The sequence below is a fragment of the Faecalitalea cylindroides ATCC 27803 genome (genome assembly GCF_000469305.1).
Classification (GTDB): Bacteria; Bacillota_I; Bacilli_A; order Erysipelotrichales; family Erysipelotrichaceae; genus Faecalitalea; species Faecalitalea cylindroides.
Genome location: NZ_KI270952.1, coordinates 1 through 10,162, shown reverse-complemented (window position 1 = coordinate 10,162; position 10,162 = coordinate 1). Strand labels below are relative to the sequence as shown.

The 10,162-nt window shown below is 39.0% G+C and carries 21 protein-coding genes; all 21 read right to left on the bottom strand.

Features of this window, described 5'->3' with window-relative positions:
* Positions 1-31: 31 nt before the first annotated feature.
* Positions 32-982 (bottom strand): DNA-directed RNA polymerase subunit alpha, encoded by a 951-nt coding sequence (locus HMPREF0367_RS00600; RefSeq protein ID WP_022356034.1) that lies wholly within the window; start codon positions 980-982, stop codon positions 32-34.
* 14 nt (positions 983-996) lie between these two features.
* On the bottom strand, positions 997-1,386 hold the full coding sequence (rpsK, locus tag HMPREF0367_RS00595) for a 30S ribosomal protein S11 (RefSeq protein ID WP_022356035.1): 390 nt from the start codon (positions 1,384-1,386) through the stop codon (positions 997-999).
* A gap of 19 nt (positions 1,387-1,405) precedes the next feature.
* Positions 1,406-1,771, bottom strand: coding sequence for a 30S ribosomal protein S13 (gene rpsM, locus HMPREF0367_RS00590; RefSeq protein WP_035400116.1), 366 nt, complete (start codon positions 1,769-1,771; stop codon positions 1,406-1,408).
* A gap of 19 nt (positions 1,772-1,790) precedes the next feature.
* On the bottom strand, positions 1,791-1,907 hold the full coding sequence (rpmJ, locus tag HMPREF0367_RS10160; RefSeq protein ID WP_081683596.1) for a 50S ribosomal protein L36: 117 nt from the start codon (positions 1,905-1,907) through the stop codon (positions 1,791-1,793).
* A 128-nt stretch (positions 1,908-2,035) separates the two neighbouring features.
* Positions 2,036-2,686, bottom strand: coding sequence for an adenylate kinase (locus HMPREF0367_RS00585; RefSeq protein WP_035400114.1), 651 nt, complete (start codon positions 2,684-2,686; stop codon positions 2,036-2,038).
* Between the two features lie 20 nt (positions 2,687-2,706).
* Positions 2,707-4,002, bottom strand: coding sequence for a preprotein translocase subunit SecY (gene secY / locus HMPREF0367_RS00580; protein ID WP_035400111.1), 1,296 nt, complete (start codon positions 4,000-4,002; stop codon positions 2,707-2,709).
* Position 4,003: 1 nt separating this feature from the next.
* Positions 4,004-4,441 carry a 50S ribosomal protein L15 gene (rplO, locus tag HMPREF0367_RS00575; protein WP_015535551.1) on the bottom strand — a complete coding sequence of 146 codons (438 nt, stop codon included), beginning with the start codon at positions 4,439-4,441 and terminating at the stop codon, positions 4,004-4,006.
* 14 nt (positions 4,442-4,455) lie between these two features.
* On the bottom strand, positions 4,456-4,959 hold the full coding sequence (gene rpsE / locus HMPREF0367_RS00570) for a 30S ribosomal protein S5 (RefSeq protein ID WP_187365566.1): 504 nt from the start codon (positions 4,957-4,959) through the stop codon (positions 4,456-4,458).
* Between the two features lie 17 nt (positions 4,960-4,976).
* The gene (gene rplR, locus HMPREF0367_RS00565; protein ID WP_015535553.1) at positions 4,977-5,333 is read right to left on the bottom strand and encodes a 50S ribosomal protein L18; all 357 of its coding nucleotides are present in this window, start codon (positions 5,331-5,333) and stop codon (positions 4,977-4,979) included.
* 21 nt (positions 5,334-5,354) lie between these two features.
* The gene (rplF, locus tag HMPREF0367_RS00560) at positions 5,355-5,900 is read right to left on the bottom strand and encodes a 50S ribosomal protein L6 (RefSeq protein WP_015535554.1); all 546 of its coding nucleotides are present in this window, start codon (positions 5,898-5,900) and stop codon (positions 5,355-5,357) included.
* 19 nt (positions 5,901-5,919) lie between these two features.
* Entirely contained in the window at positions 5,920-6,315 is a 396-nt protein-coding gene (gene rpsH / locus HMPREF0367_RS00555) for a 30S ribosomal protein S8 (protein ID WP_015535555.1), read from the bottom strand.
* A gap of 15 nt (positions 6,316-6,330) precedes the next feature.
* The gene (locus HMPREF0367_RS00550; protein WP_015535556.1) at positions 6,331-6,516 is read right to left on the bottom strand and encodes a type Z 30S ribosomal protein S14; all 186 of its coding nucleotides are present in this window, start codon (positions 6,514-6,516) and stop codon (positions 6,331-6,333) included.
* Between the two features lie 10 nt (positions 6,517-6,526).
* On the bottom strand, positions 6,527-7,066 hold the full coding sequence (gene rplE, locus HMPREF0367_RS00545; RefSeq protein ID WP_015535557.1) for a 50S ribosomal protein L5: 540 nt from the start codon (positions 7,064-7,066) through the stop codon (positions 6,527-6,529).
* Positions 7,066-7,398 carry a 50S ribosomal protein L24 gene (gene rplX / locus HMPREF0367_RS00540; RefSeq protein ID WP_022355606.1) on the bottom strand — a complete coding sequence of 111 codons (333 nt, stop codon included), beginning with the start codon at positions 7,396-7,398 and terminating at the stop codon, positions 7,066-7,068. Before rplX ends, rplE begins: the two co-directional genes overlap by 1 nt.
* Before the next feature lie 12 nt (positions 7,399-7,410).
* A complete protein-coding gene (gene rplN, locus HMPREF0367_RS00535; RefSeq protein ID WP_015535558.1) occupies positions 7,411-7,779 on the bottom strand; it encodes a 50S ribosomal protein L14 in 369 nt (122 codons plus the stop codon).
* Positions 7,780-7,799: 20 nt separating this feature from the next.
* Positions 7,800-8,057 (bottom strand): 30S ribosomal protein S17, encoded by a 258-nt coding sequence (rpsQ, locus tag HMPREF0367_RS00530; RefSeq protein ID WP_015535559.1) that lies wholly within the window; start codon positions 8,055-8,057, stop codon positions 7,800-7,802.
* Between the two features lie 13 nt (positions 8,058-8,070).
* On the bottom strand, positions 8,071-8,274 hold the full coding sequence (rpmC, locus tag HMPREF0367_RS00525) for a 50S ribosomal protein L29 (protein WP_015535560.1): 204 nt from the start codon (positions 8,272-8,274) through the stop codon (positions 8,071-8,073).
* Positions 8,274-8,690 carry a 50S ribosomal protein L16 gene (gene rplP / locus HMPREF0367_RS00520; protein ID WP_015535561.1) on the bottom strand — a complete coding sequence of 139 codons (417 nt, stop codon included), beginning with the start codon at positions 8,688-8,690 and terminating at the stop codon, positions 8,274-8,276. Before rplP ends, rpmC begins: the two co-directional genes overlap by 1 nt.
* On the bottom strand, positions 8,677-9,498 hold the full coding sequence (gene rpsC / locus HMPREF0367_RS00515) for a 30S ribosomal protein S3 (RefSeq protein WP_015535562.1): 822 nt from the start codon (positions 9,496-9,498) through the stop codon (positions 8,677-8,679). The genes rplP and rpsC overlap by 14 nt, the downstream gene beginning before the upstream one ends.
* 10 nt (positions 9,499-9,508) lie before the next feature.
* Positions 9,509-9,844: a 50S ribosomal protein L22 gene (gene rplV / locus HMPREF0367_RS00510; protein WP_015535563.1), complete on the bottom strand. Its 336-nt coding sequence runs from the start codon at positions 9,842-9,844 to the stop codon at positions 9,509-9,511.
* Positions 9,845-9,858: 14 nt separating this feature from the next.
* Positions 9,859-10,137 (bottom strand): 30S ribosomal protein S19, encoded by a 279-nt coding sequence (gene rpsS, locus HMPREF0367_RS00505; protein ID WP_015535564.1) that lies wholly within the window; start codon positions 10,135-10,137, stop codon positions 9,859-9,861.
* Positions 10,138-10,162 lie beyond the last annotated feature (25 nt).

Below are 10,162 nucleotides of genomic sequence, written 5' to 3'. Positions count from 1 at the left end.
AATCTACGATTCCACATAGTTGCTCCTCCTGCTACTCATAAGATTTAAAGAACAAACCTAACTGGAACATTTTGTCCTTTACTTCTTTCAATGATTTCTTTCCTAGATTTTTAACATGCATCATTTCATCTTCAGTTTTTTGAGTTAATTCATCCACGGTTTGAATACCTGCACGTTTTAAGCAGTTATAAGAACGTACAGACAGATCTAAATCTTCGATCATCATTGTATTGACTTTCTTGGTATCTTCAACATGTGGCTGCTGTACCATAAAGCTTTCTTCCAGTTTTAGATTTGCTAATGGTACTAACACATCTAAATTCTTAACACAGAACGCTGCAGCACGACTAATAGCCTGTAAAGGTGTGATTGTTCCATTTGTCGTTACGGTAAAATGAACCTTGTCATATTTTGCATCCTGTCCTACACGTGCTGGTTCAGATAGATAGTCAGCACTTTTTACTGGTGTAAACATTGCATCTAGGAATACAACATCTTCACCTAAATCGTACTCTTCTTCATTTTCCAATGAGCTTTTATATCCTGTTCCAAGGCAAGCATATAGATCCATTTCAAGTGACGTTCCTTTTTCTAAAGTACAGATCACTTGTTCAGAATCCACGATTTCAACCTCTTCAGGACAAATAATATCAGCTGCCTGAATGATTGCTGGTCCTTTTTTTGAAATATGAAGTGCTTTGATTCCTTCACTTTCACAAGAAATTTTTAAAGCCTTCAAATTTAAAGAAAGAGTATTTACATCTTCAAGGATTCCTTTGATCACAGTCTGATCTTTTGTGCATCCTTCAATTTTAAAACCAATAACAGCGCAACCAGGCAAGTTTGATAACATTGTATTTTTAATTGTGCTGCCTACTGTAGTTCCAAAGCCTCTTTCAAGAGGTTCAAAAACATAAGATCCAGTATTGTTTTCTTCATCTACAAACTCTTTGTGAAATGAAGCTCTTTCGAATTCCTGCATCTATTGCCTCCTTACTATCCACGAGGTCGTTTTGGTGGACGACATCCGTTATGTGGAATTGGTGTTACATCATTGATCATTGTGATATCTAGTCCAGCTACCTGCAACGCTCTTACCGCTGCTTCTCGTCCTGGTCCAGGTCCTTTTACTTCTACGCTCACAGTCTTCATTCCATGATCCATTGCCGCTTTCCCGGCTGCTTCTCCTGCCAGCTGCGCTGCATATGGTGTGCTCTTTCGGCTTCCCTTGAATCCTAAGGCTCCTGCACTGCTCCATGCAACTGCATTTCCCGCCTCGTCTGTGATCGTTACGATCGTATTATTGAAAGTTGAGTGGATGTGTGCACATCCGCGTGCTATATTCTTCTTTACACGACGTTTTCTTGTCTTCTGTACCTTTGCCATATCCTTCTACTCCCCTTTCTTACTTCTTCTTGTTGGCTACTGTCTTAGCCTTCCCTTTTCTTGTTCTTGCGTTTGTCTTCGTTCTCTGTCCGCGAACTGGCAATCCTTTTCTGTGGCGGATCCCTCGGTAGCATCCGATTTCCATCAATCGCTTGATGTTCAGCTGTACTTCTCGTCTTAGATCTCCTTCGACCTTGATCGCATCGATCGCCTTACGGATTGCGTTCAACTGTTCTTCGCTTAGATCCTTTACTCGGATGTTTTCATCTACGTTTACTTCTTCCAATACTTTTTCTGCAGTTGGTCTTCCGATTCCATAGATATATGTCAATGAGACCACTACTCGCTTATCGTTTGGAATATCTACTCCTGCTATACGAGCCATGTTTTTCCTCCTACTTTTCTTAGTTTCCTTGTCTCTGTTTGTGTTTTGGGTTCTCACAGATTACCATGATGCGCCCCTTGCGTCGGATTACGCGACACTTGTCACAGATTGGTTTTACAGATGGTCTTACTTTCATTTCTCTGTCCTTTCCTATCACGTATTTAAAGTACCTTCTAAAATGCGTATATAAATATACGGATTTTAGCAGAAACGTGATATATAAAATAACGCAAGCAAATTGCGCCTATTTATTATAAGCGCAATCTACTTGTTTTTCAAGGTTTCTTTTAATTCAGGCCATATCGCATCGATAGCTTTTGAAGCATCAATACGAGAAACCATGCCTTTTTCTTCATAATATGCGATTACCGGTTCGGTATTTTTTGCATATTCATCTAAACGAACTTTCAAGCTTTCTTCATTATCATCTTTTCTTTGAGTCAATGCACTACCACATTCATCGCAAACACCTTCTGTTTTTGGAGGTTTTGAATAAATATTAAAGATAGCTCCACATTTTTTACAAAGACGACGACCTGTGATTCGGCGAGTCAGTTCATCAAATGGAACATCCATAACTACGATTTTTTCAACAGCTAAGTCTGTTCCTTTTGTCATTTCTTCAAATGCTTTTGCCTGATCTAAAGTTCTTGGATATCCATCCAACAAATATCCATTCTTTTTATCAGCTAAATGGCTCAAGTATTCTTTAACCATATTATTGGTAATCTCATCAGGTACAAGCAAACCTTTTTCAGTATACGATTTTGCCTGCAATCCAAGCTCAGTCTCGTTAGCAATATTTTCTCTGAAGATATCACCGGTTGAGATGTGATTCAAATTAAATTCCTCTTTGATACGGCTTGAGAATGTTCCTTTTCCTGAACCAGGAGCACCCATGATAAAGATATTCATACTTTTACTCCATAGACTACTTAGTCTTCAAAATATTTTTTATAAGATTTTTGTGTGATCAAACCTTGTACTTGTCGTACGGTCTCAATTGCAACACCGACAACAATGATCATTCCAGTTCCACCAAGAGCCATGCTAGTTGGCATATCAGTCCAGATAAGTGGCATGATATGAGGTAACACCGCAATCAAAGCCAAACAAATTGAACCCAGTACTGTAATTCTTGATAACACCTTATTTACGTAGTTCTTAGTTTCTGTTCCTGGTCTAACACTTGGAATGTAAGCACCAGATTTTCCAAGATTTTCACTAATTTTTTCAGGATTGATCTGCATCTTCGTATAGAAGAATGTAAAGAATAAAATCAACAAAACATAGATCACTAATGAATACCATGTTTGTAGTCCCAACCAATCCTGCATCGTACGAATGATGTCATTAGACGGGAAAAAACTTGCAATTTGTAATGGTGCCATCATCAAAGATGAGGCGAAGATTACTGGAATAACACTTGCTGAGTTAACCTTTAGTGGAAGATAATTACTCTCACTACGTTTGCTTAACTGAATTGAACTTGAAGTATATTGAATTGGAATACGGCGCTCTGCTGTATTGATCAATGTAACAAAAATAATGATCAATAGATAAACCAAAATATATCCTGCAAATAACCAGGTTCCATTTTCAATTGTACTTTCTGCTCCAATAAGTGTTGTCCATGCATCTGTAAATTGTTGAGGCATACGACCTACGATACCAGCCATAATTACCATTGAAATACCATTACCAATTCCTTTTATCGAAATTTGGTCACCAATCCATACAAGGAACATACTTCCTGCAGTAAAGATCGTAGCAATGTACATGATCTTAGCCATGGTAACTCCACCTTCGATCAATGTCGTATAGGTTTGAGAGAATCCATAAACTAAAGAGAATGATTGAACAAAAGCAAATACAACAGCTAAATAGCGAGTGTATTTATCCAATGTCTTTCTTCCCGTTGCCCCATTCTTTGCAAGCTCAGATAAATGAGGCACTACATCCATGCTTAATAATTGAATGATGATAGAAGCTGTAATATATGGTGTAACCCCCAACGCAAATATTGAGAACTGCTCCAAGCCACCACCACCAAGCAGATTGATCATTGCGAATAACGAATTATCTTCGATACCCGCAACAAGATCTGCTGTATTTACATCTGGTACTGTAATAGCTGAACCTAATCGGTACACAAGAAAGGCAAATAATGTAAACAAGATACGATTACGAATATCTTTGTTTGTAAATATTGCCTTGCCACGGAATGCCATTTTAGATCTCCTCGGCTGTTCCGCCTGCTTTTTCGATTGCTTCCTTTGCAGATTTAGAGAATTTAACAGCTTGAACTGTTAATTTTTTAGTTAATTCACCATTGCCTAAAACTTTTAATCCACAAAGTTCTTTCTTAACAATTTTTTCTTCAATTAGAAGAGCCATATTAACAGTTGTTCCATCTTCAAAACGGTTTAAAGTTTCAACATTTACAACTGCATATTCTTTACGATTGAAGTTAGTGAATCCACGTTTTGGTAAACGTCTTGCTAATGGTGTCTGTCCACCTTCGAAACCAAGACGAACGCCTCCACCGCTTCTTGCTTTCTGACCTTTCTGTCCACGGCCAGATGTTTTACCATTTCCGCTTCCAGGTCCACGACCTACGCGGTTCCTACTCTTGCGAGCTTCGGTACTAGTCATTTCATGTAGTTTCATTAACTTTGTCCTCCTTACCCGCGAATTTCTTCTGGCTTCTTACCACGAAGCGCAGCAACTTCATCTAATGTTCTTAAGTTCTGCAATGCATCAACTGTAGCACGAACAACATTGATCTTAGTACGTGAACCTAAGCATTTAGTCAAGATATCATTGATACCTGCAAGTTCAAGAACTGCACGGGCAGCACCACCTGCGATAACACCAGTACCTTCTGTAGCTGGGCGCATAAATACGCTACCTGCTCCATAGTTACCTACGATATCATGAGGAATTGTTGTCCCCACAATAGGAACTGTAAATACATTTTTCTTAGCATCTTCGATTGCTTTTTTGATTGCATCAGGTACTTCATTTGCTTTACCAGTACCGATACCAACACGCCCTTTACGATCACCAACAACAACTAGAGCTGCAAAGCGGAAACGACGTCCACCTTTAACTACTTTAGTAACACGGTTGATCGCAACAACTTGTTCTTCAAATTCTTTTTGGTCTCTTCTAGGTTTTCTTTCCATTGCCATGATGTGACCTCCTAAAATTCTAAGCCAGCTTCGCGAGCTGCTTCTGCAAGTGCCTTAATACGACCTGTGTAGATATATCCACCACGATCAAATACGACCTTCTTGATATTCTTTTCGCTTGCACGTTTTGCAATTTCTGCACCAACTTTGCTAGCGGCTTCGATGTTTCCACCATTTTCCAATTTCATGTTTACACTAGAAGCACTGACCAATGTGTTTCCAGCAACATCATCAATGATTTGAACTTCGATGTTTGCGTTACTTCTGAATACGCATAGACGTGGGCATTCAGGAGTACCGCTAATTTTTCTACGAACGCGTTTATGACGACGAATACGTTGTTCATTACGTGATACTTTATTAATCATACTCTTACTCCTCTCCCACTACTATTTCTTACCAGCTGTCTTACCTTCCTTACGACGGATATGTTCACCTTTATAGCGAATACCTTTTCCTTTGTAAGGTTCTGGTTTACGTACAGCACGGATGTTTGCAGCAAATTCACCAACAAGTTGTTTATCAATACCTGCTACTGTAATTTCAGTAGCGCTTGGACATGTTACCTGAAGTCCATCAGCAATTGGCATTTCTACCTGATGAGAATAACCAACATTCATTGTCAATACATTCCCTTTAACTGCTGTACGGAATCCGATACCAACAAGTTCAAGACTCTTTGTAAATCCTTCAGAAACTCCAACTACCATGTTATGTAACAAAGCACGAGTTGTACCATGTAGCTGTTTTGTGTGTTTTTCGTCATTTGGACGTACTACAGTGACTTGATTTTCTTCAACTTTGATTTCCATCAAATCAGAAAATTTACGAGTTAAAGTTCCTTTAGGACCTTTAACAGTCACCTCATTCCCAGCTGCAACTTCAACAGTTACACCAGCAGGAATGGTAATCAGTTTATTCCCGATACGTGACATTACTTATTTTCCTCCTATATTACCAAACGTAAGCAATTACTTCGCCACCTAAGTGGTTTTTCTTTGCATCTCTGTCTGTCATCATACCATTACTTGTAGAGATAATGGCAATTCCAAGTCCGTTCAATACACGTGGTAGATTATCTACTTTAGCGTAAACACGAAGTCCTGGTTTAGAAATACGACGAAGACCTGAAATTACTCGTTTGTTGTCTTCAGCATATTTCAAAGTGATCGTTAAAGTTTTCTTAACATCACCTTCAACACTGTAATCTGTGATGAAACCTTCATCTTTTAAAATCTTAGCGATTGCTTGTTTTTCCTTTGATGCAGGCATACTAACAGATTCATGTTTTTGTTGCAAAGCGTTGCGAATTCTTGTAAGCATATCCGCAATTGGATCAGTCATAATCATATTTAATATGCCTCCTTACCAACTAGCCTTCTTAACTCCAGGAATCTGACCTTTATAAGCCAATTCTCTGAAGCAAATACGACATAATTTGTACTTTCTTAGTACTGAATGTGGACGTCCACAACGTTCGCAGCGAGTATACTCACGAACTTTAAATTTCTGAGGACGCTGCTGTTTATTGATCATTGCTTTCTTTGCCATGTTGTTCCTCCTACTTTTTGAAAGGCATGCCCATCTTAGTTAATAGAGCTTTTGCCTCTTCGTTTGTTTTCGCTGACGTTACGATTACTACATCCATACCACGAGAACGATTTACTTTATCGAAATCGATTTCTGGGAAGATGATCTGTTCTTTGATACCTAGTGTATAGTTTCCACGACCATCAAAGCTTGTGTCACTAACACCACGGAAGTCACGAACACGTGGTAAAGAGATATTGAATAATTTGTCTAAGAATTCATACATTTTCTGACGACGTAAAGTAACTTTACATCCAATTGGCATTCCTTCACGAAGTTTGAAGTTAGCGATTGACTTCTTAGCTTTTGTAATAACTGGCTGCTGTCCAGTGATTGCTGCCAATTCTTCAACAGCTTCATCCAATAATTTTGAATTCTGGATCGCATCACCGACACCAATATTAACAACTACTTTTTCAATTGCAGGAACTTCCATAACTGATTTGTAGTTGAATTCTTTCATCATAGCAGGGACTACTTCGTTTTGATATTTATCCTGTAAACGGTTCATTATTTCTTCCCTCCTACTTCTTTACCGCTCTTTTTAAATACGCGGACTTTAACTTTGTTTCCTTCTTTATCTTCTTTAATCTGCATTGAAACACGAGATGCAGCTTTAGCTTTTTCATCATAAAGCATTACATTTGATACGTGAATCTTAGCTTCCTTTTCGATGATTCCACCATCTGGATTAGCCTGTGTTGGTTTCAAATGTTTTTTAACCATGTTTACGCCTTCAACGATGACTTTATCTTCTTTTGGGAAAGCCTGTTTTACTTCACCGATTGTGCCTTTGTAAGCACCAGTAATGACTTTAACTTTATCACCTTTTTTAATTCTCACTTGGCACACCTCCTATAGTACTTCTGGAGCCAAAGAACAGATCTTCAAGAAATCCTTGTCACGTAATTCACGAGCAACTGGCCCGAAAATACGAGTTCCCTTTGGCGTATTATCATCTTTGATAATTACACAAGCGTTATCATCAAAACGGATATATGAACCATTTTCACGACGTACACCACGTTTAGTACGAACGATAACAGCTTTAACTACATCACCTTTTTTAACGGATCCACCAGGAGTAGCCTGTTTTACAGTACATACAACGACATCACCGATATTTGAAAATTTTCTAACGCTACCACCTAAACAACGGATAACTAAAACTTCTTTAGCTCCTGTATTGTCGGCGACACGCATTCTACTTTCATTTTGAATCATTGTTTCGCCCTCCTAGTCTCTTATACACGCGCTTTTTCAACGATTTCAACAAGACGGAAACGTTTTGTAGCTGATAATGGACGAGTTTCCATGATAACTACGCGATCTCCAACATGTGCTTCGTTATTTTCATCATGCGCTTTGAATTTCTTAGAATATTTAACACGTTTTCCATACAATGGATGTGTTTTCTTAGTTTCAACAACTACTGTGATAGTTTTATCCATAGCATCGCTAGTTACAACACCACGATATACTTTACGAGCATTTCTTTCCATCGATTGGTCCTCCCTAATCCTGTTGAGCAGCGTTTTCACGTTCAGTCAACACTGTCTTAATACGAGCAATCGTTTTCTTGACAGCTTTTAAACGAGCTGTGTTTTCCAACTGTCCAGTTGCCTGCTGAAAACGGAGATTGAAAAGTTCATCTTTTAGAGTATCGATTTCTTGAAGAAGCTCTTCATTTGTTTTTTCACGAATTTCTTTAGCTAACATTATTCAACTTCTCCTTTTCTAGCAAAACGAGTTTTTACAGGAAGTTTGTGAGATGCAAGACGTAATGCTTCACGAGCAACTTCTTCGCTAACTCCACCAACTTCAAACATAACTCGACCAGGTTTTACAACTGCAACCCAACCTTCTGGAGCACCTTTACCTGAACCCATACGTACTTCAAGAGGTTTTTTAGTTCTAGCCATATGAGGGAAAATACGAATCCATACTTTACCTCCACGTTTCATATAACGTGTCATGGCAATACGGGCAGCTTCGATCTGACGGTTAGATACATAGTTACCACTTTCGGCAACCAATCCAAATTCACCAAAGTCAATAGTACGTCCAGCCTTGCTACGACCTTCATAGCTTAGACGATGAGGACGTCTATACTTTGTACGCTTAGGCATTAACATCAGTGTTACCTCCTTTTTCTACAGGAGCTTCTGCATTCTGTGCAGGTGCTGCTTGTCTAGGGTTACGAGCAGGACGACGACGTCCTTTACCCTTACGCATTGGGCGTTGTTTTGGAGCTTCAGGTTCTTTAACCATTTCACCAGGCAATACTTCACCACGACAAATCCAAACTTTAACACCTAAACGACCATAAGTTGTAGATGCTTCTTCCCAAGCGTAGTCAATATCACTACGAAGTGTATGCAAAGGAACAACGCCTTCACTATATCCTTCAGTACGAGCCATATCAGCTCCACCTAAACGACCAGAAACTGCAGTTTTGATACCTTTAGCTCCAGCACGCATAGTGTTCTGAATTGCTTTTTTCTGAGTAGCACGGAAACTCTTACGAGCTTCAAGTTCATTTGCAATCCAACGAGCTACTAAACGAGCATCTAAGTTTGGATTAGCAACTTCTACTACATTGATCTGTACATTTTTGGCACTCGCCATTTTTTCGATTTTCTTTTTCAATCCTTCGATTGATTTTCCATCCTGACCAATTACAACACCAGGATGAGCTGTACGGATAATTACAGTCATACGACCTTTTGTACGCTCGATTTCGATACGAGAGATCTGAGGATCTGCTTTTCGTTTGTCCTGCGCTTCATTTGACAATTTAGCATAGTAGCTTTCGATGAATTCACGGATCTTAACATCTTCCATCAATAAAGTTCCGAATTCTTTATCGTCAGCGTACCATCTTGACTGCCAGTCACGAATGACACCTACGCGCATCCCGATTGGGCTTACTTTCTGTCCCATAGCTTACCTCCTACTCCTTTTCAGCCACTACAACTGTAATGTGGCTTGTACGTTTGTTAATTGGGCTTGCACTACCTTTTGCACGAGGCATGTAGCGTTTCATAGTGATACCTTCATCAGCCCAGCAAGCTTTAACATAAAGTTTGCTTTCGTCTAAATCATTGTTATTTACTGCGTTGCTAACTGCGCTTTTCAATACTTTACCTACAAGGTAACCGCCTTTGTTAGGTGTGAATTTACAAATTGCAGCTGCTTCTTCTACGTCTTTTCCACGGATCAAGTTCAAGACAAGTCTTGCTTTACGAGGCTGAATACGTAGAGTTTTCGCTGTTGCTTTTACTTCCATTTCTTCTCCTCCTACTATCTCTTAGATTTCTTGTCATCAGAAGCATGACCAGTGTATTTACGAGTTGGAACAAATTCACCTAATTTATGTCCAACCATGTCTTCTGTTACATAAACTGGAACGTGTTCTTTTCCGTTATAAACGGCAAATGTATGTTCAACAAAGTTAGGGAAAATAGTTGAACGACGGCTCCAAGTTTTGATGACTTCTTTTTTGTTGTTAGCATTTAAAGCTTCAACTTTTTTCATTAGATGGTCATCACAGAAAGGTCCTTTTTTCAAACTACGACTCATGTCTTTTTACCTCCTTTGCCTACTT

Bases quoted from the DNA above. Each gene is read 5' to 3' on its own strand.
- HMPREF0367_RS00600 (WP_022356034.1), bottom strand. From the start codon at position 982: ATGCAGGAATTCGAAAGAGCTTCATTTCACAAAGAGTTTGTAGATGAA.
- rpsK (WP_022356035.1), bottom strand. From the start codon at position 1,386: ATGGCAAAGGTACAGAAGACAAGAAAACGTCGTGTAAAGAAGAATATA.
- rpsM (WP_035400116.1), bottom strand. From the start codon at position 1,771: ATGGCTCGTATAGCAGGAGTAGATATTCCAAACGATAAGCGAGTAGTG.
- rpmJ (WP_081683596.1), bottom strand. From the start codon at position 1,907: ATGAAAGTAAGACCATCTGTAAAACCAATCTGTGACAAGTGTCGCGTA.
- HMPREF0367_RS00585 (WP_035400114.1), bottom strand. From the start codon at position 2,686: ATGAATATCTTTATCATGGGTGCTCCTGGTTCAGGAAAAGGAACATTC.
- secY (WP_035400111.1), bottom strand. From the start codon at position 4,002: ATGGCATTCCGTGGCAAGGCAATATTTACAAACAAAGATATTCGTAAT.
- rplO (WP_015535551.1), bottom strand. From the start codon at position 4,441: ATGAAACTACATGAAATGACTAGTACCGAAGCTCGCAAGAGTAGGAAC.
- rpsE (WP_187365566.1), bottom strand. From the start codon at position 4,959: ATGGAAAGAAAACCTAGAAGAGACCAAAAAGAATTTGAAGAACAAGTT.
- rplR (WP_015535553.1), bottom strand. From the start codon at position 5,333: ATGATTAATAAAGTATCACGTAATGAACAACGTATTCGTCGTCATAAA.
- rplF (WP_015535554.1), bottom strand. From the start codon at position 5,900: ATGTCACGTATCGGGAATAAACTGATTACCATTCCTGCTGGTGTAACT.
- rpsH (WP_015535555.1), bottom strand. From the start codon at position 6,315: ATGATTATGACTGATCCAATTGCGGATATGCTTACAAGAATTCGCAAC.
- HMPREF0367_RS00550 (WP_015535556.1), bottom strand. From the start codon at position 6,516: ATGGCAAAGAAAGCAATGATCAATAAACAGCAGCGTCCTCAGAAATTT.
- rplE (WP_015535557.1), bottom strand. From the start codon at position 7,066: ATGAACCGTTTACAGGATAAATATCAAAACGAAGTAGTCCCTGCTATG.
- rplN (WP_015535558.1), bottom strand. From the start codon at position 7,779: ATGATTCAAAATGAAAGTAGAATGCGTGTCGCCGACAATACAGGAGCT.
- rpsQ (WP_015535559.1), bottom strand. From the start codon at position 8,057: ATGGAAAGAAATGCTCGTAAAGTATATCGTGGTGTTGTAACTAGCGAT.
- rpmC (WP_015535560.1), bottom strand. From the start codon at position 8,274: ATGTTAGCTAAAGAAATTCGTGAAAAAACAAATGAAGAGCTTCTTCAA.
- rplP (WP_015535561.1), bottom strand. From the start codon at position 8,690: ATGTTAATGCCTAAGCGTACAAAGTATAGACGTCCTCATCGTCTAAGC.
- rpsC (WP_015535562.1), bottom strand. From the start codon at position 9,498: ATGGGACAGAAAGTAAGCCCAATCGGGATGCGCGTAGGTGTCATTCGT.
- rplV (WP_015535563.1), bottom strand. From the start codon at position 9,844: ATGGAAGTAAAAGCAACAGCGAAAACTCTACGTATTCAGCCTCGTAAA.
- rpsS (WP_015535564.1), bottom strand. From the start codon at position 10,137: ATGAGTCGTAGTTTGAAAAAAGGACCTTTCTGTGATGACCATCTAATG.